Source organism: Ralstonia sp. 24A2, assembly GCF_051783885.1.
Lineage (GTDB): Bacteria > Pseudomonadota > Gammaproteobacteria > Burkholderiales > Burkholderiaceae > Ralstonia.
On record NZ_JBPVZD010000002.1, the window covers coordinates 124,750 to 146,880 of the forward strand.

The following is a 22,131-nucleotide window of genomic DNA, read 5'->3' on the forward strand; positions in this document are numbered from 1 at the left end:
TTATTTCCCTGCCCCTGCGCCGGCCGCACCTGGCTTGGCGGGCGTTGCCGCCTCAGCCTTCCACTGGAAGCGGACGGTGAAATTGAACAGACGACGCTGCTCCTTCAGGTTGTTCGTCATCGTGGTGGCGACGGATTCACCCAACTCGGCACGGTCCAGCCAGGACACCGCGCCCAGGTTGCGCAGCAGGTCCGACACGCGCTCATTCGACTGCGCTACGCCGGAAATCGTGAACTTGTCACCATCCTGCTTGAGCGAGGTCAGATAGACACCCTCAGGCACTTGGCGCACCAGCTCTTCCAGCAACTGCACAGGACGATTGCGCTCGTTCTGCAGGCTTTCGACAGCCTGTTGACGCTGCAGCAGGTCTTCGATGTCTTTCTTGAGCGTGTTCACTTCAACGATCTGCTTGTCCATCTCCGCGTTCTTCTGCGTGAGGATGTCGTTGATGCGCTGCGCCTCTTCGGTCTGGTGATCGATCACCATGCCGCCCAGGAACACCACCAGGGCGCCCGCGACGGCCGCGCCGCCCAGGCTCATGAAGACCTTCTTGCGCTTGTCCGCACGCCGCTCGGCGTGGTACGGCAGCAGGTTGACGCTCGGGAGCGCGTTGACGGTTTCGTTGGCCATCGCCCCTCCTTATTGCAGCCCGCGCAGGGCCAGGCCCGCGCTGACGATGTACGCCGGCAGATCGCGTTGCAGATAGCGCGCGTTGACGTTCTTGGCCGCGCCCATATTGGCAAACGGGTTGGCCAGCGTCGTGTTGATCTGCGTCTGCTGCTGAATGGCGGTCTGCACACCCAGCAGCGATGCGTGGCCGCCCGAGAGCACAATCTCGTCGACCCGGCCGACGCTCGAGGTCGACATGAAGTTCTGGATGGCTTGGCTGATTTCCATTGCCAGCGTTTCCAGCGACGGTTTAAGCAGTTGGCTGCGATATTCGTCGGGCAGCGTGTTCTTGCGCTTCTTCACCTCGGCCTTGAGCAAGTCGAGCGAGAACAGGCGCGAGATGCTCTGCGTAAGCTGGTCGCCCGAGCCCGAGAGCGGCTGCTCGTACAGCTCTTTCCAGCCTTGGTAGAACAGGGCGTGCGAGCGGGCGCCGCCCAGATGGAACATCGCCACCACGGGCATGTCACGCATCTCGGTTTCGGAGGCATCCGACTTGACCGCCAGCATGTGCGTCATGGCGCGCTGGATGGCGTTTTCCTCCACGTCCATGACGATCGGCTTCAGTCCGGCCATCTCGGCAGCGGTCACGCGCTCGGTCACACGCTCGGAAACAGTCGCCGTCACGCGCACGCCGATCCCGCCCTCGGTTTCGGACGGACCGATCACCACATAGTCGAAATTGACGTTCTGCGAGGGCGGAAACAGCCGGTTGGCTTCGCTCTCGACCTGTACGAAGAGCTCGTCTTCGCTCAGGTTGTCAGGCAGGCTGACGGTTTGCGATTCCGTCAGGCTGGAAGGAATGGCCAGTACGGCATCCTTGCTGCGGATGCCTGCCTTGGCGATGGCGCGCTTGAGCGCGCTGCCCACCGCATCGATATTGACCAGATTGCCGTCAGCTACGGCACTGCGTTCAATCAGCTCGCTGGCGCATTTCTCGAGACGGAAATCCCCCTGCTTGCCATTGGCGGATAGCTCCACCACTTTGACGCTGGAAGACCCGATATCAATCCCGACGATATTGCGGCGCAGCAGGCCGGACAACAAACCCCGTCGCACAGAGACACCCCACCGTTTATATATTTTTGAACCGTGGCGCCCGTTACCCGTCCAACGTGCGCCATAGCCTGCATGGATTTGCTGCTGGATTCTCACAAAATCCTTTAGAACAGGCAAACGCTCCGACAGACCGCGACGCATTTCGCAGGCGCCGATTCGCAAAGCGTTGTCAAAACCCCACGGTCGGGGGATACCCCTTTCGTCTGACTTGCTTTCCGCTTCGTCTACTTCTAACGGCGGATTCTTCACGGCCTTGAATCAGGCTAGTGCAAGCGCACAATTCGCGCGCAAGCAGTGCTGGGTACGCCGCACAAGTGCAGCGCGCACCGCCGGCGTGACAGTCGTTACGCGCTGTTACGCCCTCTCCAGCCGGACCCCATCAGTCCCGAAGATATAATCGCCGCCACGCTGACAGACACCCTTTGTAATGGCTACTGCCCAAACCACCCCAGCTTCGCCCAAGCCGCCCAAAGCCCGCCGCCCGCTGTGGGCGCGCCTGCTTCTCTGGATGCTCGGCCTGTTCGTTGCCATGGGGGTCGTCGGGGCGCTGCTGGTGGGCTATGCCCTGCTGGTGGCCGCGCCCAACCTGCCGTCGCTCGACGTCATTACCGATTACCGTCCGAAGATTCCGCTGCGCGTGTACACCGCCGATAACGTCCTGATCGGCGAGTTCGGCGAGGAACGCCGCAGCTTCGTGCCGATCGCGCAGATACCCGACGTAATGAAGCGCGCGGTGCTCGCCATCGAGGACGATCGCTTCTATGAGCACGGCGGCGTGGACTTCGTTGGCGTGCTGCGCGCGGGCCTGGCCAATCTGCACGGCGGCCTGTCGCAAGGCGCGTCGACCATCACCATGCAGGTGGCGCGCAACTTCTTCCTCTCGAGCGAGAAGACGTTCACGCGCAAGATCTACGAGATGCTGCTCTCGTACAAGATCGAGGCCAGCCTGAGCAAGGACCAGATCCTCGAGCTGTACATGAACCAGATCTACCTGGGCCAGCGCGCGTACGGCTTTGCCAGCGCTGAGCAGATCTACTTCGGCAAGAACATCAAGGACATCACCCTGGCCGAGGCCGCCATGCTGGCCGGTCTGCCGAAGGCGCCGTCGGCGTACAACCCGGTGGTGAACCCCAAGCGCGCCAAGGTGCGCCAGGAGTACATCCTGCAGCGCATGCGCGACCTGCACTACATCACGCCGGAGCAGTACACACAGGCCATCAACGAGCAACTGCCGGTGCGCAGCGAGGGCCATGAATTCGACGTGCACGCTGAGTACGTGGCGGAAATGGTACGTCAGCTCATGTACGCGCAATACCGCGAAGAAACCTACACACGCGGCCTGAACGTCTACACGACGCTGCGCAAGGGCGACCAGGACGTCGCGTATCAATCGGTGCGCCGCGGCATTCTCGACTACGAGCGCCGTCACGGTTACCGCGGCCCCGAAGCCTTCATCGATCTGCCGGCCGACGCGGACGACCGCGAACAGGCCATCGACGACGCCCTGCTGGAACACCCGAGCAGCGACGATCTGCAATCGGCGGTGGTGGTGAGCGTGGCACCCAAGCTGGTGCGCGCGACGATGCTGTCGGGTGAGACGATCGACTTGGCGGGCGATGGTCTGCGGTTTGCACAGGCCGCACTGTCGGCCAATGCACAACCGAAGATCAAGCTGCGTCCGGGCGCGGTCATCCGTGTGACCCAGGACACCAAGACGCAGAAATGGTCGATCACGCAGTTGCCGGAAGTGGCCTCGGGCTTTGTCTCGCTGGACCCGCAGACGGGCGCGATCTACTCGATGGTCGGCGGCTTCGACTTCAACCGCAGCAAGTTCAACCACGTTACGCAGGCCTGGCGCCAGCCGGGTTCGAGCTTCAAGCCATTCATCTATTCGGCAGCGGTGGACAAGGGCTTCTCGCCGTCGACGGTGATCAACGATGCGCCGCTGTCGATCCCGACCGGCGACACCGGCGGCCAGGTGTGGGAACCCAAGAACTACGGCGGCGGCTACGACGGCCCGATGACGATGCGCCGCGCGCTGCAGAAGTCGAAGAACCTCGTGTCTGTGCGTATCCTGCGCACCATCGGTACGCAGTACGCGCAGCAGTACATCACGCGCTTCGGCTTCGAGGCGGACAAGCACCCGGCCTATCTACCGATGGCGCTGGGCGCAGGCTCGGTGACGATCCTGCAGATGGCCGGTGCGTATTCGGTGTTCGCCAACGGCGGCTACCGCGTGAATCCGTACATCATCGATCGCGTGGTCGATGCGCGCGGCACGGTCATCCAGCAGACGCACCCGATGACGGCCTCCAAGGACGCCGTCCGCGTGATCGATCCGCGCAACGACTTCATCATGGACTCGCTGCTGCGCAGCGTGGTGGCGAACGGCACGGGCTACCAGGCCAAGGTCAAGCTTGGCCGCAACGACATGGCCGGCAAGACGGGCACGACCAACGACTCGTTCGACGCGTGGTTCTGCGGCTATACGCCCAAGCTGGTCGGCGTGGCCTGGATGGGCTACGACAACCCGCGCAGCCTGGGTGACCGCGAAACCGGTGGTGGCCTGGCCCTGCCGATCTGGATCAACTATATGAGCTACGCCCTCAAGGGCGAACCGCAAACGGAGCGTCAGCCGCCCGAAGGCGTGGTGCAGATGGCCGGCGACTGGGCCTACGAGGAATACGCCAACGGCCAGGGTATCGCCTCGGTGGGCCTGGGCGATGCAATGCCCGGCGCGTCGGGACCTGCCTCTGCACCCGGCGGCGACCAACCGCAGCCCGGCATCAATTTGGCGCCGACACCGGAACAGGAGAAGCAGAAGATTCTCGACATGTTCCGCGGCAACTAAGCGCCGTCGCCAACGAAAAAGCCGCCCTTCGGGGCGGCTTTTGTTTGGTGCGGCGGATGCGCGTAGCGCTTAGTTGGCGGCCAGCGTCACATCCACTTCGCACTGCTGGCTGACATAGCGCGACAGGGCAACGTACAGCTCTTCGCTGCTACGCGTGTCGGTCCAGCGGCCGTCGCTGTGGCGGAAGTGGAAACCGCCGGCGCGTGCCGCCACCCACAGTTCCTGCATCGGCGCCTGGCTGTTGATGATGATCTTGGAGCCATCGTCGAATTCGAGCGTCAGCACGTTGCCGACGCGGCTGACTTCGATGTCGGCGTCCGCATCATTGGCGGCGATCTCGACGATGCTTTCGATGCGGCTGAGCTCAGCGTCGGCCAGGGCCAGGAACTCCGATTCGGTCAGGGGGGGCATGCTACACTCCAAAATCTTGCGCGGGCGCGGCATACCGGCCTTTTTCGACCGTTTGGCGCCTCGCCCCATGTGACTCTGATTGCCGCAAGGTTGCACCCTTGGGGCTCTTTTCCGCACCACCATCCGATGACACGAATCGCAGCCATTGTAGCCACTGTCGGTCTGACCCTGACGGCCGCAGGTCTATCCGGCTGCGGGATTCGCGGGCCGCTTTATATGCCGAAGGTGCCGCCGGCACCCACCGCGCCTGAAACCACCGACCCTGGCATTGCCGGCCCGAACGCCGTGCCGCAGCCGCCGGTGCCGGGTGCCAAACCCGCGGCGAATCCTGCCAGCGCGGTGCCAGCCAACCGCTGATCCGCTTCTCTCTTCAACCGGCGCCGCCCACCTCATGCACGGCAGCGCCTTGATTGCTCTCCACTCATGTCCGAGTCCCTGATCCGCCAGGACGGCACCCTGATGATCGAAGGCGTCGCGCTCGACGCGATTGCCGCGCAGTTCGGCACGCCCACCTACGTGTATTCGCGCGCTGCGCTCACATCCAACTATCGTGCCTACGCTGCTGCGTGCGAGAGCCGCAACGCGCATGTGCAGTACGCCGTGAAAGCCAACTCGAACATCGCTGTCCTGCAAGTGTTTGCGCAGTTGGGGGCAGGCTTCGACATCGTCTCGGCCGGTGAACTCAAGCGCGTGCTGGCCGCCGGTGCACCGGCGTCGAAAGTGGTGTTCTCAGGCGTGGGCAAGAGCGCGGATGAAATGCGCTTCGCGCTGGAAGTCGGCGTGGCGTGCTTCAACGTGGAATCGATCCCCGAGCTGCACCGTCTGAACGATGTGGCCGCATCGATGGGCAAAACCGCCCCCGTGTCGCTGCGTGTCAACCCGGACGTGGACGCCAAGACACACCCGTACATCTCGACGGGCCTGAAGGGCAACAAATTCGGCGTGGCCTTCGACGAGGTGCTGCCGACCTATCGCGCCGCCGCGGCCATGCCCAACTTGCGCGTGGTCGGCATCGATTGCCATATCGGCTCGCAGATCACCGAGGTGTCGCCGTACCTGGATGCGCTGGACAAGGTACTCGACGTGGTCGCCAAGCTGGACGCCGAGGGCATCCGCCTGTCGCACATCGATGTGGGCGGCGGTCTGGGCATCACCTACACCGACGAGACCCCGCCGGACATCACCGCCTTCGCGCGCACACTGCTGGACCGCGTCGAGCAGCGCGGCTTTAGCGATCGCACCGTGCTGTTCGAGCCGGGCCGCTCGCTGGTCGGCAACGCTGGCCTGCTGCTCACGCGCGTCGAGTACCTCAAGCCGGGTGCCAGCAAGAACTTCTGCATCGTTGATGCGGCGATGAACGATCTGGCGCGTCCGGCGATGTACGAGGCGTATCACCACATCGTTGCCGTGCGCGAAGGTGAAAGCGCGCCAGTCGTCTACGACGTGGTCGGCCCGGTGTGCGAGTCGGGCGACTGGCTCGGCCGTGATCGTTCGCTGGCCGTGCAAGCTGGTGACCTGCTGGCGATCCTGTCGGCCGGTGCGTACGGCTTCACGATGAGCTCGAACTACAACACGCGCAACCGTGCGGCGGAAGTCATCGTTGATGGCGACAAGGTGCACCTGGCGCGCGAACGCGAGCGCTTTGAAGACCAGATCCGCGGCGAGCATCTGTTCCCGGCATAGGGCAGCATCACTGCAAAGAAAAAGCCTCGCAACTGCGAGGCTTTTTCTTTGGCGATCCGCGCCAGTCAATCACGCGCCGGCATTGCACCGGCGACCATGGCGCTTTGCCGCGCACCACGCCATGCCCACCAAACGCGCAACCCCAGCAACACCGCCATCACCGCAGCGTAGATCGACACTTCAGCAAAGTCATGCTTGCCGGCCTTGTGCCACCAGTAATGCAGGATGCCGAGCACGCCAGTCACATACACGAGACGGTGCAGCCACTGCCAGCGCTTGCCACCCAGGCGCTTGACCATCGCGTTGGTGGACGTCGCCGCCAGCGGAATCATCAACACGAAGGCTGCAAAACCCACCGTGATGAACGGACGCTTGATGATGTCCTTCAACATCGACGCCGGATCCAGCCCGCGATCGACCAGCAGCCAGATCAGGAAGTGGATCGTGCCGTAGAAGAACGTGTACAGCCCCAGCATGCGACGGATGCGGATCAGCCAATTCATGCCCGTGAGCCGGCGCAGTGGCGTGACGGCCAGCGTGCAGCACAGCAGCACCAGCGTCCACGTGCCGGTCGAGCGCGTGACGAACTCCAGCGGATTCGGCCCGAACTGGTCGGTCGCCCCCAGAAAGACGATGCGCAGGAACGGCACGAGCGCCACCAGCCATACGGCGATCTTCAGCACGCGCAGTTGCCTGGGCGACAGCATGGGCGGCAGCAGTTTCATGTCGTCACGTCCTCAGAAGTTCTTGCGCAGATCCATGCCCGCGTACAGCGGGGCGACCTGGTCGTAGCCGTTGAACATCAGCGTCTTGCGCTTGGGTGCGAACAGGCCGCCAAAGCCGCCCTTGTCCTCGCCGATGCGGCGCTCGGTGGCCTGGCTCCAACGCGGGTGATCCACGGTCGGGTTCACGTTGGAGTAGAAGCCGTATTCGTTGGACGCGGCAATGTTCCAACTGGTGGGCGGCTGCTTGTCGACAAAGCGAATCTTGACGATGGACTTGGCGCTCTTGAAGCCGTACTTCCACGGCACGATCACGCGCACCGGCGCGCCGTTCTGGTTCGGCAGCACCTGGCCGTAGAGGCCAAACGTCAGCAGCGCGAGCGGGTGCATCGCTTCGTCCAAGCGCAGACCTTCGCTGTACGGCCACTCCAGCACGGGGCTGCTGACGCCGGGCATCTGCCGCTTGTCAGCCAGCGAGATGAACTGGATGTACTTGGCGCTACCCAGCGGCTCCACGCGCTTGATCAGCTCGGCCAGCGGAAAGCCCACCCACGGAATCACCATCGACCAGCCCTCGACGCAGCGCAGGCGGTAGACGCGCTCCTCCATCGGCGCGAGCTTGATCAGGTCATCCAAATCGTAGGTCTTGGGCGTCTTTACCAGCCCTTCCACGCTGACCTGCCAGGGGTGCGGGCGCAGCGTGCCAGCGTAGCGTGCGGGGTCGGACTTGTCGGTGCCGAACTCGTAGAAGTTGTTGTACGTGGTGACCTGGTCGTACGGTGTGGCTTTCTCGACGATCGTGTAAGCCGGGTTGGGCTTGGCGGCCAGCTTGGCCAGCGGTGCGTTGGCGGCGAATGCCTCGCGCGATGCCCAAGGTGCCAGCGTCGCACCGGCCGCGCCCATGGCGGCGGCCATCATGAAGCGGCGGCGCTGCTCGAAGATGTGCTGCGGGGTGATCTCACCAGCGGGGATGTCTTCGCCGCGCAGCCAGCAGTCGGTCTTGATCAGCATGATCGGTGGTCCTCGTTGTGCGGGAGTCTCGCTCCCATGTGTCTTGGTCGCACCGGCGCCGCCGACCTGACAGCGCGCGGCGAAAAAATTTCTGCAGCGCTATTCCTTTTTCTGCGCTGCTTCGGACACGGGCCCAGTGAATTCGCTGTACTGCCGGAACACAGTCTGCGCCACTTCCAGCAGCTGCGTCCGTGCCAACGGCCCCGAGACGGCAAACCCAAGCCCGTGATCCGCCCAGTAGAACGCCATGGGCTGCGGGTGATCGACCGCCGGGTGGACCGCCTGCAGCACACGGTTGTCCGGCGTCAGTGTTTCCAGGCGGAAACCGGTGTCGCGGTTGTTCGGCATGCGCCGCAACTGCACGGAAATGCGCGTGCCGTCCGGCCCCTCGTACATCAGCATGGCCGTGGGCGCATCGGCCACCACAGTCTGACGCCCACCAATGAGGCGGTAGCCAAGCGGCGTCAGGTCGGGAACGTGCAGTTGCGCATCCAGCCGCCGCGACAGCCATGTGACGAGATGCGCCTCTTCGTTGGCCGGCACCTCCACCATATGCTTGGACTCGGGCGAGAAGACGACGTGCGACACAAGTGCGTCGTTGGCAAAACGTTGCATCGGCACGGTGCCCTCCACCGCACCCCGGCCGAGCCAGCCCACGCCGGTACCGATCGCCAAGCACGCCACACCCAGCGCCAACATGCTCCAGCCTCGCATTGCGCCGAAGCCGCGCGCAGCTTGCGGTTGCTGTGCCGCTGCCAGGATGGCCGCCGGAATGCGTCGCGGCGGCACCGGCTCGTTGAGCAGCGGATCGAGCTCGCGATGGAGCTGCGCATCGGTCGTGCGCCAGCCGGCCACCTCGGCAGCGGCGCCGGGGTGCGCGGCAAGGTACGCCTCCACGGCGGCACGGCGCGCGGCGGCCAGCCGACCGTCGGCGTAGGCATGGAGTTCGTCGATATGGATCGAATCGGCAGACATGGTCGGCCTCACTTCACTCGGTGCAGCGCGGTGCTGCCATCACCGGAAGACCCCGGCGCGTTGGACGTCCCCTCCAGCGCCACACGCATCCGCTCGCGCGCTCGCGACAGGCGCGACATCACCGTGCCCAGCGGCACGCCCAGCACGTCAGCAGCTTCCTTGTAGGCGAGCTGCTCCAGCCCGACGAGCAGCAACACGGCGCGTTGATCCTCCGGCAGCGCAGCCAGCGCGCGCAGCAGATCGCGGCGCTGGCCGGGGTCTTCATTGACGGGGATGTCAGGCGGGGTGTCGGTCAGTTCGATCCGATCCGGCCGGCGCACGGCGTTCAGGTGCAGACGATGCATGATGGTCAGCAGCCACGCGAACAGCCCGTCGCTCTCGCCGCCACCTCCGCTGAACCCTGCACCCAACCTCGGGCGCAACTGGAACCGCCAGCGGTAGCGCCAAGCGCGTTCCAGGGTGTCCTGCACGAGATCATCGGCACGGGTGGCGTCCCCCACCAGGCCGCGGGCATGACGGCGCAGACGCGGTGTCAGCGCGATCAGGCGGCCGGCGAGGTCGGTCATGGGTGCGCGAGGATGACAGGTCGTACGCTTACGGCTTGGCGACGTGCCACATGTTCAGGAAACCATCGCCGGTCTGGTCGCCGGGCATCTTGTCCTTGCTGAACAGGTAGAGCGGCTTGCCGCGATAGGCCCACTGTTTCTTGCCGTCGTCGCGCATGATGATGGCGTAGTCGCCGGAAGCCTTGTCAGCGTCATTGGCTGCCAGCGGCGGCCAGACGTTCGGGCAGTTGCCGTTGCAGGCGCTCTTGCCGGCGGTGGTGTCACGGTCGAACGTGTACAGCGACATGCCGTGCTGATCGGTGAGCGCACCATTCGCCACCTTGACGGCCGACGGCGTAGACGACATCCCCATGCCCATGCTGCTGCAACCGGCCAGCCCCAGGGCGGCAAGTGCTACAGCCCCGCCAAGCGCTAGGCGTACATTGGACAACAGGGGGAAAGCTGCGGACTGGCTCATCTTGTTCTCCTTGGATGGAGGGGCGCGGAAGTCGCGCCCTCACAGAGCAGTAAACACGCGGGGCGCGTCTTTATTCCAGTCCGCTGAGGATTTTTTGTGACTTAGAGTTCGCCGTAGCTGTGCAGGCCCGACAGGAACATGTTCACGCCCAGGAAGGCAAAGGTCGTCACCAGCAGGCCGATCAGCGCCCACCACGCCGCCATACGCCCACGCAGGCCCTTCATGAGGCGCATGTGCAGCCAAGCGGCATAGTTCAGCCAGACGATCAGCGCCCAGGTTTCCTTCGGGTCCCAGCTCCAGTAGCCGCCCCAGGCATCCGCTGCCCACAGCGCACCCAGGATCGTAGCGATGGTGAAGAATGCAAAGCCAACGGTGATGGCCTTGTACATCACGTCATCCAGCACTTCGAGCGACGGCAGACGGTCAGCCAGAACGCCGTGCTCCTTGAGCAGGTAGGCCGCGCCCACCATGGCAGCCAGCGCAAACGTGCCGTAGCCAATGAAGTTGGCCGGCACGTGAATCTTCATCCACCAGCTTTGCAGCGCCGGCACCAGCGGCTGGATCTCCTGCGCGCCGCGCGACACCGTGTACCACAGCAGGAAGCCCACCGCCGCCGACACCACCAGCATCACGAACGGACCCAGAGCGCGCGTCTTGTAGCGCTGCTCGTAGTACAGGTAGAACAGCGACGTGATCAGTGTGAAGAGGATGAAGACTTCGTAGAGGTTCGAGATGGGGATGTGGCCGATATCCGCCCCCACCAGATAGGACTCGTACCAGCGCACCAGCATGCCGGTCAGACCCAGCACCACAGCGGCCCAGCACAGCTTGCTGCCGATCGAGCCGCCCGCTTCCCAGCGCAGCGCCAAGCCCGTCCAGAAGAACAGCGTGGACAGGAAGATCAGCGCGCTCATCCACAGGATGGCCGACTGACTGGCAAGGAAGTATTTGAGGAAGAAGGCGTGCTCAGCGCGGGCGAGTTCAGGGCCGTTCGCACCACTGTATTGCGAGATGCCGAACAGCGACAGCACGGCAATGCCGATCATCAGCACCCGCACCGGCTTCCATGTCCAGCCCAGCCATGCGAAGGCGGGGACAGCCGCGACGAGAATGCCGCGCTCGTAGCCATCCATGTAGGCACCGTAGCGCGAGAAGGCGAAACCGGCGCCGGCAGCCAGCAACGCGGCAAACAGCCAGTCAAACCAGCCCAGCCGGCGGAAATACGACGGGCGTTCTAGTGCACCCAGATCAGCGCTCGCCACAGACGTTTGGGGAGGATTGGTCGCTTCCATCACCTGCTCACTTCATTGGTTTGGGGTCGGCGTCCGCTGCACTGGCGGCACCTGGGGCGCCCGTCACGGCGCGGATATCGTGCTTGAGGCGCTCGAACTCGCGGTCGAAGTCGAGCGTGCGGCGCATGGTCGACATGGCGGTCAGCACATGTGCGCCGGAGGTGGAATCACCGGATTGCGGTTTGATCCACAGCCACCAGCGGCGCTCCCGTACGTAGAACATCGAGAACACGCCCAGCACCAGCAGCAACGACCCAAGATACACGATGTTCTTGCCCGGCGCACGCGTGAGCTGGAACACGCTGGCCTGCACCTGCTGGAAGTCAGCCAGCTGCAGATACACAGGGGCGCCGTAGAAGGCATTGTCCGACAGCGAATTGATCGCGGTCTGCAGCCACTGGCTGCTTGCCGCATCAACGGTGGGCGCGGGCAGGCCATCCTGCGCGCGGGCCAGTTGCCACAGTTCCCACATCGCGCTGTTGATGATCTTCATCAGCACGTCGGCCGCCTTCTCGCGCTCGCCTTCGGGCACCGATTTCTGCAAGAACGTAGCGATGGCCGAAAAACCACCTTGCGCCTCAGCGGGGGCGTCTTTCAGATCAGCGGCCGCACCAGCAAACAGGTCGAGCGCACGGCGTGCGCTGTCAGTCAACTGGCTGCGCAGTGCCGCACGATCAGCGCCGGGCATGGAGAGCAGCGCAAAGCGGCGCGCCGCCTCTGCACGCATCGTCGGGTTTTGCAGCGCGGCGCGCAGGCGCATCCAATCGTTCACCGTGCCTTGCGCATCCGCCGGGATACGCAGATAACGGAACGGCTCGTCCGGCTGCGTGCGCATGCCCGCCAGGAACACCGACTGCCCGTCGAGCGTGACCGGCAGCATGTAGTTGCTGAACTCGCGCGCCTGGCCGTTCGCGTCGCGCAGCTTGTACTGCACCGACGGGCCGACATTGCGCAGGTCGCGGTCGCGGGTCATCTTGGTGACGTTGCCCAGTTCTGCGCGCAGACCGCTCGCATTGCCGCCCTTCTTGCCGACACCGCGTGCGTCGGGCTTGCCGGAGGCGTCCGTCACCGTCTCGATGTTCATCAGGCGGAAGTCGGTGAACTCGACCATGTAGTCCGCGCCGTGACCAGTCAGCTTGGTGTCCTGGCCAACAACGCCGGACAGCGTGAACGTCTTGGCGTCGCCCCCCAGCATGGGAAAGCCGGTCAGCTTGAGCTTGGAACCGCCGTCTTCAAAGCTCGATTGGTAGATCGCCACGCCGTCATACACGAACGGCTTGTTCACCTCGACACGCGCATCGACCTGCTTGCCGGTGCGGCGGTCGGTCACGACGATGTCGCTGGCGAACAGCTTGGGCATGCCGGTCGAGTAATGCTCAACGGTGAACTTCTTGAGCGTGATCATGAACGGCAGGTCCTGGATCAACGCGCCGTCAGCAATGTTCAGGATGGCCGTGCTGACGGTCGAGCCCTCCGGCACAAACGCGTTGCCGCGGAAACCCGGGTTGGCGGTGGTCAGCCGATGCTCCGGCCCAATCTCGCTGATGACCGCATTGCCCTTGATGGGCGACTTGCCGCCAAACCACATCTGCGCGCGGATCATCATGTCGCCATCGAGCAACCCGCCAATGCAGATGACGACGATCGCCGCGTGCGCCAGGATGTAACCGATCCTGTTGCCCGCACCGGCCTTGGCCGTGATGAGCGTGGCACCGCCGTCGCGCGAGAAAGCCTTGATGCGAAAGCCGCGATTCTGCGCCAGCGCGGCCAGGCGTGCCGTGACGGTAGCCGTATCGGCCGGCGTGTCGAATTCGTCTTTATGATGGAACGCGCGCAGGCTGCCCTCGCGCACGTTCTCGCGCCAGGCACGCATGTCGGCCAGCATCTTGGGCGCATTGCGCACGATACACAACGAGGTCGACACCACCAGAAACGCCAGGATCAGCAGGAACCACCACGCGCTATACACCGTGGGCAGCGTCAGCGAGCGAAACACCTCCGCCCAGAACGGCCCGAACTGGTTGACATAGTTCGGGTACGGCTCGTTCTGCTTGAGCACCGTGCCGATCACGCTGGCGATGGCGATGACCGTCAGCAGACTGATCGCAAAGCGCATCGACGACAGCAGCTCGACCGTCTCGCGCAGTGCGCGACGGCGGGAGCGGATCTGGACGCCGGAAGTGGAGACCGAAGGCATGCGAAGAAAACCTGTTCAGAAACGAAAACAGGGCGGCGATGCCAGGCGCATTGCCACCCTGTTCTTCTTGTTGATTGTGCGACCGCCTGCCAGACGGTCGGGTGCGGCAGATTAACGCAGGCCGGCGACGTAATCGGCCACAGCCTTGATCTGCTCGGTCGTCATACGGTTGGCCAAGTCATGCATCTGCACGCTGTTCTTGCGCGTGCCGTTCTGGAACGCCACCAGCTGCGCCTCGGTGTACTCAGAGAACTGGCCTGCAATACGCGGATACTGCGCCGGGATGCCGGCACCGGTCGGGCCGTGGCAGCCTGCGCATGCCGCGATGCCGCGCTTGGCGTCACCGCCGCGATACAGCTTCTGGCCCAGCTCGATGGTGTCCTTGCTCTTGGCCGAACCCGGCTTCCAGGCCGCCTGCTTGCCCAGGTACGCGCCAATGTCCTTCATGTCCTGATCGGACAGCGCGCCCGCGTACAGCGACATGACCGCATGGTTACGATCGGTCTTGGCCTTGAAATCCTTGAGTTGCTTCTCGACGTATTCAGCGTGCTGACCCGCCAGCTTCGGGTTGACGTTCATTGCGCTGTTGCCGCCCGCACCGTGGCAGCTCGTGCAGGCCGGCACGCCATTGGCGGGAACACCGGCGTTGAAGAGCGTTTCGCCGCGCGCAGCATCGGCTTTGGCAACCTTTTGTTCTTCAGCGTGGGCCACGGAAAGGGCCGATGCCAGGGACAGCGCTGCGACAGCAAAAACGTTCGCGATGCGGTTCATTCGCACACCTTGTTTAGATTGTTTTCGAATGCTGCGTGCGCCGCCCAATGCCGGACCCTGCGGCGCCGGGCATCCCCTTCTCCTCGTACCGAATCCGTGCATGAAAACGGACCGGCCCGGGCCTCGGGGCGGTCCTGCGACGGATCTGGTGGGGACGTCCGTAAACCGGCGTATTGTACAATAACACCTCTGCAATGCGACCTCGCGGCGCAGCAACCACGCAGTTCTGAACTGCAGTCTACAGGTACTGCCGCGCATGTCGCTCCTGCATCAAGCCCGTTTCTTCATCACCGTCAATCATTTGCGTGATTTACCGGCGACCGCCGTGCCGGAAGTCGCGTTTGCGGGCCGCTCCAACGCAGGCAAGTCCACCGCGATCAATATTCTGTGCAATCAGAAGCGGCTGGCGTTCTCCAGTAAGACGCCCGGCCGCACGCAGCACATCAATTACTTCTCGGTGATGCCGGCCAAGGCGGAGGATCCGCTCGGCTTTCTGGTCGACTTGCCCGGCTACGGCTATGCCGAAGCGCCCGGCGAGACCAAATCGCACTGGGTCCACCTGCTGGGTGACTACGTCCAGGCACGCCAGCAGTTGGCCGGCCTGGTCATCATGATGGATGCGCGTCGCCCCTTCACCGACCTCGATTGCCAGATGGTCGAGTGGTTCCTGCCGACGGGTAAGCCGATCCACGTGCTGCTCACCAAGGCAGACAAGCTGACCAACAACGACGCCTCGCGCTCACTGATGGCCGCACGCAAGGTGCTCGCCGACTACCGTGCGCAGATCGAAGGTGACGTGTCACTCACGGTGCAGTTGTTCTCCAGCCTGAAGCGTCGCGGCATCGAAGAGGCGCAGCGAATTGTCGCAGGCTGGCTGTGCCTGCCAGAGGCTTCCGCGCCGGCACCGCAAGCCGAGCAGGCAAAAAAAACCCCGTCGCCAAACGCGCAACGGGGGTAACGACCCCATCGAGCCATCGATGGGAACCCGCGTCAGGGAGGAGCCGCGGGGGACGCTGCACCAGCGTCGCGGGCGCATTGTCCGTGCATAGGATGGATAATCGCCACGAAAGTTTTCAAACTTCACAGTGTGTTCTTAGAGTCCGCTGACATGATCGCAAGCTTCCCCGACCATCGCCCGCGCCGCATGCGCCGCGACGATTTCTCCCGCCGCATGATGCGCGAGTCGCGCCTGACGGCCGATGACCTGATCTACCCCGTTTTCATTCTGGAAGGCACCAACGTGCGCCAGGCCGTGCCGTCGATGCCTGGCATCGAGCGCGTCTCGGTCGACGTGCTGCTGGGCGTGGCCGAGCAGTGCGTGCAGCTGGGCATTCCGGTACTGGCGCTGTTCCCCGTCATCGAGCCGTCGATCAAGACGCCGGACGGCATTGAGGCGACCAACCCCGAGGGTCTCATCCCGCGTGCAGTGAAGGCGCTCAAGGCGCGCTTCCCCGAGCTGGGCATCCTGACCGACGTGGCGCTCGACCCGTACACGAGCCATGGCCAGGACGGCGTGCTCGATGCCAACGGTTACGTCCTGAATGAAGAGACGGTCGAGATCCTGACCGCCCAAGCACTGGTGCAGGCAGCGGCTGGCGTAGACATCGTCGCACCGTCAGACATGATGGACGGCCGTATCGGCGCGATCCGCATGGCACTGGAAAATGATGACCACATCTACACGCGCATCATGGCTTACGCGGCCAAGTACGCGTCGGCGTTCTACGGCCCGTTCCGTGATGCCGTGGGCTCGGCGGCCAACCTGGGCAAGAGCAACAAGATGACCTACCAGATGGACCCGGCCAACTCGGACGAGGCGCTGCGCGAAGTTGCGCTCGACATCGCCGAGGGCGCCGACATGGTGATGGTCAAGCCAGGCATGCCGTACCTCGACATCGTGCGCCGCGTGAAGGACGAGTTCCGCTTCCCGACCTACGTCTACCAGGTCAGCGGCGAATACGCGATGCTCAAGGCCGCCGCGCAGAACGGCTGGCTGGATCACGACAAGGTTGTGCTGGAGTCGCTGCTGGCGTTCAAGCGTGCCGGCGCGAACGGCATCCTGACGTACTTCGCGCTGGACGCCGCCCGCTTGCTGCGCGGTTGATCAGGTCGAGGTTTTCGCCGTCTGTGCTGCGCCAAGCGCGCGGCGCAGGCTGGCGAGGAAGATGTCGGCGCGCTCGAAGCCGACCACTCGGGCCTGAACCTCGCGGCCCTGCGTATCAAAGAAGATCGTGCCCGGCGGACCAAACAAGCCGAAGCGCTTGAGCAGCGCCTGGTCATCGGCGTTGTTGGCCGTCACATCCGCCTGCAACAGCACCACCTCAGCGAGCGCCGCGCGTACCCGCGCATCGGTGAAGGTCAGGCGCTCCATTTCCTTGCAGCTCACGCACCAGTCGGCATAGAAGTCGAGCATCACTGCACGACCCGACGCACTGGCGCTACGCACTTCGGCGTCGAGTTCGGCAATGCTCTTCACGCGCTTGAACGTCACACCTTGGGCTTCGGCTTGCGCGGATGCGCCCGTCGACGCACGCAGCACACCGGCCAACGGCTGCAGCGGGTCGCGCCCACCGGCTGCCACCCCCACCAGTTGGGCCGTACCAGCCAGTGCCAGTACCACGCCCACCACCTTGCCCAGACGCTGCACGTTGCCCGCACCGTCCGGCAGCGAATCGAATGTCCGCAGAAACACAGCCGCACCGATCAGCAGCGCACCCCACGCCACCATTGCGGCCCACGCGGGCAGCACCGGCTGCACGATGTACAGAGCGACGGCCAGCAGAATGAATCCGAAAACCGCCTTGGTGACGGTCAACCAATGCCCTGAACGCGGCAGCAGATTGCCGGCGCCCATGCCCACCAGAATCAGCGGCACCCCCATCCCCATGGACAGGGCAAACAGCGCTGTTCCACCTGTTGCCGCATTGCCGGTCTGCGCGATGTAGGCCAGTGCGCCCGCCAACGGTGCAGTCACGCACGGCGAAACGATCAGCGCGGACAGCGCGCCCATGACCGCAGCCCCAACAATCTGACCACCGCTCAGTTTGTTGGACGCCTGCGTCAAGCGGTGATGCCACGCCGCTGGCAGTTGCAGTTCGTACAGGCCGAACATCGACAAAGACAACAGCGCGATCAGCAACGCAAACGCGCCCAATACCCAAGGGTTCTGCAAGGCGGCCTGAAGACCCTGCCCCGCCAAGCCCGCCGCCACGCCAAGCGCCGTATAGACCGTCGCCATCCCCAACACATATGCCACTGACACCAACGCCGCACGCATGCGCGTGGCATGCTCGCCCACCACAATGGCCGAGACGATCGGCAACATGGGCAGCACGCACGGTGTGAATGTCAGCAGCAAACCAAAACCGAAGAACAGCAAGGCAATCGCCCCGAGGTTGCCGCTGCCCAGCGTGCTGGCGATGCGGCCCAGCGCATCCCCCGAGGACGATTCCGCGCCATTCACTGCTACGGTACCCGGTGTGGTCGGTGCACTTGACGCTGAAGCCGGCTCCACCTGGAAGCGGCTCTTCATCGGCGGATAGCACAGGCCCTGGTCGGCGCAGCCTTGCGAGGTGACGACCAGCGTAAACGGCGTCGACGCGTTCTGCGCCTTCACATGAAAGACGAGCGTGTGACGATAGGTTTCGACGTCCTTGTTGAAGTTCTCGTCAAACTTCACTTTGCCGGCCGGCAGCTCAAGCGGCGCGAATGTGACCGTTGCCGGATCCGCTGCCACAGCCAAACGCTCGCGGTACATGTAGTAACCGTCGGCAATGTCGAACTTGACCTCGACAGTCTGCCCATCGACCTGCGTGGCAGAGAAACGGAATGCCTTCTCGGGCGGCAAGAAATCGTCCGCGGCATGCGCCGGTACGCGCAGCATCGTCACGGCGATCAGCAACATCAACAGCTGCAATACGCGCCGCATGGGCAGGAACGAAGACAAGGTCATATCAACGGCAATCAAACTTCAAACAGAAGACGGGCGCGTCTCGTCGGTCACCCATGCAAGATACGCCGGCAAGCCCGCCGTCACCGGCACAGCGATGATTTCAGGCACCTCGTATGGATGCGCCTTGCGCAACGCCGCCTCGAGTGCGGGATACGCCGCGCGCGTGGTCTTGATCAACAGAGGAATCTCGGTCGCCTGTTCGATAGCACCATTCCACCAGTATGTCGACGCGCAGGCAGGCAAGCGATTGACGCACGCTGCCAACCGAGATTCGAGCACGACTTTGGTCACACGGTCGGCACTGTCGGCATCCGGCAGATTGGTCAGCACCAGCAGCACATCGGTTCCGACAGACATGGAAACTCCACAGATGCGCTCCAATGGCCAACTAGCCCAGCGCAGACAACAAAAAAGCCAGGATGCGAATCCTGGCTTCATTGTAATGCGCGTTGAAACGCGCACTTTCGGTTCATCCGGCGCGACGACGTGTCGCACCGGCAAACCTCGGCTGACTTTACTCAGCGGCTTCGGCGTCCACAGCCTCGGCAACTTCCGGACGGTCCAGCAGTTCGACCAGTGCCATCGGTGCATTGTCGCCTTGGCGGAAGCCGAACTTCAGGATACGGGTGTAGCCGCCCGGACGGGTCGCGAAACGCGGGCCCAGTTCGGTGAACAGCTTGGTGACCATGTCGCGATCGCGCAGGCGGGCGAATGCCAGACGGCGGTTGGCAACGGTGTCCTTCTTGGCCAGCGTGATCAACGGCTCAACAACCTTGCGCAGCTCCTTGGCCTTCGGCAGAGTGGTCTTGATCAGCTCGTGCTGCAGCAGCGAGTTGGACATGTTGCGCAGCATCGCGAGACGGTGCGACGAGGTGCGGTTCAGTTTCCGCAAACCATGACGGTGACGCATGATGATTCCTTCTTAAGAGTGTTTGACCAGCTCTTCTATCACCCCTTGCGAGGCGCGGGCCGGTAGCTTTAACAATAGGCCGCTCACACAGCAACGGCGGGAAAACCGGCCGATGCACACGCACCGGCCGACAACTGCAACTTACTTCTCGAGACCTGCAGGCGGCCAGTTCTCGAGCTTCATGCCGAGCGTCAGGCCACGCGAAGCGAGGACTTCCTTGATCTCGTTGAGCGACTTGCGACCCAGGTTCGGGGTCTTCAGCAGCTCGTTCTCGGTACGCTGGATCAGGTCGCCGATGTAGTAGATGTTCTCGGCCTTCAGGCAGTTGGCCGAACGCACCGTCAGCTCCAGATCGTCGACCGGGCGCAGCAGGATCGGATCGATCTGCGGTGCGCGGGCGGCGGCGGCCTCAGCGGCGCTCTCGGTACCTTCCAGAGCAGCGAATACCGACAGTTGGTCAACCAGGATACGAGCCGACTGGCGAATCGCTTCCTCCGGCGAGATCACGCCATTGGTTTCGATGTTCATCACCAGCTTGTCGAGGTCGGTACGCTGTTCCACACGAGCGGACTCAACGGCGTACGACACGCGGCGCACCGGTGCGAACGAAGCGTCCAGCACGATGCGGCCAATGACTTTGCTCGACTCGTCGCCGAACTTGCGCACGTTACCCGGCACATAGCCGCGGCCTTGCTCGACCTTCAGTTGCAGATCCAGCTTGCCGCCAGCCGACAGGTTGGCGATGACATGACCCGGGTTGATGATCTCGACATCGTGCGGCAGCTCGATATCGGCAGCGGTCACCACACCTTCGCCTTCCTTGCGCAGCGACACCGTGACTTCATCACGGTTATGCAGCTTGAACACCACGCCCTTCAGGTTCAGCAGCAGGTTGACGACGTCTTCCTGCACGCCATCGATGGTGGAATATTCGTGGACGACCCCAGCGATCGTAACCTCGGTCGGGGCATAGCCGACCATCGACGACAGCAGCACGCGGCGCAGCGCGTTACCGAGCGTGTGGCCGTAGCCACGCTCGAACGGTTCCATGACGACCTTCGCGTGATGATCGCCAAGCGGCTCAACCGCAATAATTTTCGGCTTCAGGAGTGCTGTTTGCATGTAGGTTGTCCTGTTTCAATACCCTCGGCTCGTTACACCGATAAGGCTGACGGATTGGACTGGAAAGATTCCGTCGCGTCCACCGCGACGGAAGACGCGCGTGCCGCAATCGCGTTGCGGCACGTAACGAACCAGATTGGGTCGGCGCCAAGATACGGCGGGCGCACGAACACAATTTTGTTGACGATGAGCGTCCCCAAAAAGCGCAAGAAGCCCGCACCTTCCGGCACGGGCGTCGTCATCAACGCGAATACAATTCGACGATCAGGCTTTCGTTGATATCGCCAGCGATATCTGCGCGATCCGGGGCTTGCTTGAAGGTGCCTTCCATCTTCTTGGCGTCCACGGTCACCCACATCGGGAAGCCGCTTTGCTCTGCCAGCGTCAGCGATTCAGCGATACGCACTTGCTTCTTCGACTTTTCGCGGATGGCAATCACATCGCCCGACTTGATCTGGGCCGACGGCACGTTCAGAGCTTGACCGTTCACCAGGATCGCCTTGTGCGACACCAGCTGACGCGCTTCAGCGCGGGTCGAGCCGAAGCCCATGCGGTAGACGACGTTGTCCAGGCGCGATTCCAGCAGTTGCAGCAGGGTCTCACCCGTGTTGCCCTTGCGGCGATCAGCTTCAGCGAAGTAGCGGCGGAATTGACGCTCCAGCACACCGTAGATGCGCTTGACCTTCTGCTTTTCGCGCAGTTGGTTGCCGTAGTCGGAGGTGCGGGCGCCGGACGTGCGACCGTGCTGGCCAGGCTTGCTGTCCAGCTTGCACTTGTCGGCGAGCGAGCGACGTGCGCTCTTCAGAAAAAGGTCAGTACCTTCGCGGCGAGACAGTTTCGCCTTGGGGCCGGTATAGCGTGCCACGTTGCGTTCCTTTGTTGTCAGTCATCCGCAGCACAAACTCCGCGGATGGTCCATCACCAGGCTCCCAATGGAACCGTGACGAACAGTGGGCTTATGAAAAGACGAAACCCGCCTTCCGGGAAACCCGGAAGACAGGCAAGCGGGCAAGTGTAGCACCCGCAGACCGCCCTCGCCAGCAACTGGCGCGGCCGGTCGAGTCACTTAGATGCGACGACGCTTCGGCGGACGGCAGCCGTTGTGCGGCACCGGCGTCACGTCTTCGATCACGGCGATCTTGATACCCAGGTTGTTCAGAGCACGCACGGCCGACTCACGACCCGGGCCCGGGCCCTTGATGCGCACTTCCAGGTTCTTGATGCCTTGGTCCTGCGCCACGCGGCCAGCACTTTCAGCAGCGACCTGAGCCGCGAACGGCGTCGATTTACGCGAGCCCTTGAAGCCTTGGCCGCCCGACGTCGCCCACGACAGGGCGTTGCCCTGACGGTCGGTGATCGTGATGATCGTGTTGTTGAACGACGCGTGAACGTGCGCGATGCCGTCGGCGACGTTCTTGCGAACCTTCTTACGCGCGCGCTGGGCGGCGGTATTCGCTGCTTTTGCCATAGTTCCTATCCTTTACCC

Annotated in this window: 23 protein-coding genes; 5 read left to right on the top strand and 18 right to left on the bottom strand. The window is 63.5% G+C overall.

What is annotated here, in order from left to right; translation table 11 throughout:
* Positions 1 to 630, bottom strand: coding sequence for a PilN domain-containing protein (locus ACS13N_RS05355; RefSeq protein ID WP_438930725.1), 630 nt, complete (start codon positions 628 to 630; stop codon positions 1 to 3).
* 9 nt (positions 631 to 639) lie between these two features.
* Positions 640 to 1,710 carry a type IV pilus assembly protein PilM gene (gene pilM, locus ACS13N_RS05360; RefSeq protein ID WP_438932796.1) on the bottom strand — a complete coding sequence of 357 codons (1,071 nt, stop codon included), beginning with the start codon at positions 1,708 to 1,710 and terminating at the stop codon, positions 640 to 642.
* A 442-nt stretch (positions 1,711 to 2,152) separates the two neighbouring features.
* On the opposite strand from pilM, the gene ACS13N_RS05365 reads away from it, so the two are divergent.
* Complete coding sequence (locus tag ACS13N_RS05365) at positions 2,153 to 4,576, top strand: penicillin-binding protein 1A (protein ID WP_438930726.1); 2,424 nt, start codon at positions 2,153 to 2,155, stop codon at positions 4,574 to 4,576.
* Positions 4,577 to 4,645: 69 nt separating this feature from the next.
* On the opposite strand, the gene cyaY is transcribed toward ACS13N_RS05365, so the two are convergent.
* Positions 4,646 to 4,987 (bottom strand): iron donor protein CyaY, encoded by a 342-nt coding sequence (cyaY, locus tag ACS13N_RS05370; RefSeq protein ID WP_438930727.1) that lies wholly within the window; start codon positions 4,985 to 4,987, stop codon positions 4,646 to 4,648.
* A gap of 126 nt (positions 4,988 to 5,113) precedes the next feature.
* Here cyaY and lptM point away from each other — a divergent pair, with 126 nt between their 5' ends.
* Together lptM and lysA are read left to right on the top strand one after the other, a co-directional pair.
* Positions 5,114 to 5,344 (top strand): LPS translocon maturation chaperone LptM, encoded by a 231-nt coding sequence (gene lptM / locus ACS13N_RS05375; protein WP_438930728.1) that lies wholly within the window; start codon positions 5,114 to 5,116, stop codon positions 5,342 to 5,344.
* A gap of 66 nt (positions 5,345 to 5,410) precedes the next feature.
* Positions 5,411 to 6,670 carry a diaminopimelate decarboxylase gene (gene lysA / locus ACS13N_RS05380; RefSeq protein WP_438930729.1) on the top strand — a complete coding sequence of 420 codons (1,260 nt, stop codon included), beginning with the start codon at positions 5,411 to 5,413 and terminating at the stop codon, positions 6,668 to 6,670.
* Between the two features lie 65 nt (positions 6,671 to 6,735).
* Here the strand turns inward: lysA and msrQ are convergent, their stop codons facing one another.
* The 8 genes from msrQ to ACS13N_RS05420 form a co-directional block, all read right to left on the bottom strand.
* Positions 6,736 to 7,395, bottom strand: coding sequence for a protein-methionine-sulfoxide reductase heme-binding subunit MsrQ (gene msrQ, locus ACS13N_RS05385; protein ID WP_438930730.1), 660 nt, complete (start codon positions 7,393 to 7,395; stop codon positions 6,736 to 6,738).
* Between the two features lie 12 nt (positions 7,396 to 7,407).
* Positions 7,408 to 8,403, bottom strand: a complete 996-nt coding sequence (msrP, locus tag ACS13N_RS05390; RefSeq protein ID WP_438930731.1) for a protein-methionine-sulfoxide reductase catalytic subunit MsrP — start codon at positions 8,401 to 8,403, stop codon at positions 7,408 to 7,410.
* Positions 8,404 to 8,502: 99 nt separating this feature from the next.
* A complete protein-coding gene (locus tag ACS13N_RS05395; RefSeq protein WP_438930732.1) occupies positions 8,503 to 9,378 on the bottom strand; it encodes an anti-sigma factor family protein in 876 nt (291 codons plus the stop codon).
* Positions 9,379 to 9,386: 8 nt separating this feature from the next.
* Positions 9,387 to 9,944: an RNA polymerase sigma factor gene (locus ACS13N_RS05400; protein WP_438930733.1), complete on the bottom strand. Its 558-nt coding sequence runs from the start codon at positions 9,942 to 9,944 to the stop codon at positions 9,387 to 9,389.
* A gap of 28 nt (positions 9,945 to 9,972) precedes the next feature.
* Positions 9,973 to 10,401 carry a COG4315 family predicted lipoprotein gene (locus ACS13N_RS05405; RefSeq protein ID WP_438930734.1) on the bottom strand — a complete coding sequence of 143 codons (429 nt, stop codon included), beginning with the start codon at positions 10,399 to 10,401 and terminating at the stop codon, positions 9,973 to 9,975.
* A 101-nt stretch (positions 10,402 to 10,502) separates the two neighbouring features.
* Positions 10,503 to 11,693: a c-type cytochrome biogenesis protein CcsB gene (ccsB, locus tag ACS13N_RS05410; RefSeq protein WP_438930735.1), complete on the bottom strand. Its 1,191-nt coding sequence runs from the start codon at positions 11,691 to 11,693 to the stop codon at positions 10,503 to 10,505.
* A 7-nt stretch (positions 11,694 to 11,700) separates the two neighbouring features.
* Entirely contained in the window at positions 11,701 to 13,890 is a 2,190-nt protein-coding gene (locus ACS13N_RS05415) for a cytochrome c biogenesis protein ResB (protein ID WP_438930736.1), read from the bottom strand.
* A 111-nt stretch (positions 13,891 to 14,001) separates the two neighbouring features.
* Positions 14,002 to 14,661: a c-type cytochrome gene (locus ACS13N_RS05420; protein WP_438930737.1), complete on the bottom strand. Its 660-nt coding sequence runs from the start codon at positions 14,659 to 14,661 to the stop codon at positions 14,002 to 14,004.
* Positions 14,662 to 14,917: 256 nt separating this feature from the next.
* Here ACS13N_RS05420 and yihA point away from each other — a divergent pair, with 256 nt between their 5' ends.
* The gene (gene yihA, locus ACS13N_RS05425) at positions 14,918 to 15,619 is read left to right on the top strand and encodes a ribosome biogenesis GTP-binding protein YihA/YsxC (protein WP_438930738.1); all 702 of its coding nucleotides are present in this window, start codon (positions 14,918 to 14,920) and stop codon (positions 15,617 to 15,619) included.
* A gap of 150 nt (positions 15,620 to 15,769) precedes the next feature.
* Complete coding sequence (gene hemB, locus ACS13N_RS05430) at positions 15,770 to 16,765, top strand: porphobilinogen synthase (protein ID WP_438930739.1); 996 nt, start codon at positions 15,770 to 15,772, stop codon at positions 16,763 to 16,765.
* On the opposite strand, the gene dsbD is transcribed toward hemB, so the two are convergent.
* The 7 genes from dsbD to rpsK all read right to left on the bottom strand — a co-directional run bounded on the left by dsbD (position 16,766) and on the right by rpsK (position 22,113).
* On the bottom strand, positions 16,766 to 18,613 hold the full coding sequence (dsbD, locus tag ACS13N_RS05435) for a protein-disulfide reductase DsbD (RefSeq protein WP_438930740.1): 1,848 nt from the start codon (positions 18,611 to 18,613) through the stop codon (positions 16,766 to 16,768). It lies immediately after the preceding gene.
* Between the two features lie 18 nt (positions 18,614 to 18,631).
* On the bottom strand, positions 18,632 to 18,970 hold the full coding sequence (gene cutA, locus ACS13N_RS05440) for a divalent-cation tolerance protein CutA (RefSeq protein WP_438930741.1): 339 nt from the start codon (positions 18,968 to 18,970) through the stop codon (positions 18,632 to 18,634).
* A gap of 157 nt (positions 18,971 to 19,127) precedes the next feature.
* Positions 19,128 to 19,523: a 50S ribosomal protein L17 gene (gene rplQ, locus ACS13N_RS05445; protein WP_031330213.1), complete on the bottom strand. Its 396-nt coding sequence runs from the start codon at positions 19,521 to 19,523 to the stop codon at positions 19,128 to 19,130.
* Between the two features lie 141 nt (positions 19,524 to 19,664).
* Complete coding sequence (locus tag ACS13N_RS05450) at positions 19,665 to 20,645, bottom strand: DNA-directed RNA polymerase subunit alpha (protein WP_004634508.1); 981 nt, start codon at positions 20,643 to 20,645, stop codon at positions 19,665 to 19,667.
* 32 nt (positions 20,646 to 20,677) lie between these two features.
* On the bottom strand, positions 20,678 to 20,887 hold the full coding sequence (locus ACS13N_RS05455) for a hypothetical protein (RefSeq protein ID WP_438930742.1): 210 nt from the start codon (positions 20,885 to 20,887) through the stop codon (positions 20,678 to 20,680).
* Positions 20,887 to 21,510: a 30S ribosomal protein S4 gene (gene rpsD / locus ACS13N_RS05460; protein WP_438930743.1), complete on the bottom strand. Its 624-nt coding sequence runs from the start codon at positions 21,508 to 21,510 to the stop codon at positions 20,887 to 20,889. The genes ACS13N_RS05455 and rpsD overlap by 1 nt, the downstream gene beginning before the upstream one ends.
* A 201-nt stretch (positions 21,511 to 21,711) precedes the next feature.
* On the bottom strand, positions 21,712 to 22,113 hold the full coding sequence (gene rpsK, locus ACS13N_RS05465; protein WP_021197571.1) for a 30S ribosomal protein S11: 402 nt from the start codon (positions 22,111 to 22,113) through the stop codon (positions 21,712 to 21,714).
* Positions 22,114 to 22,131 lie beyond the last annotated feature (18 nt).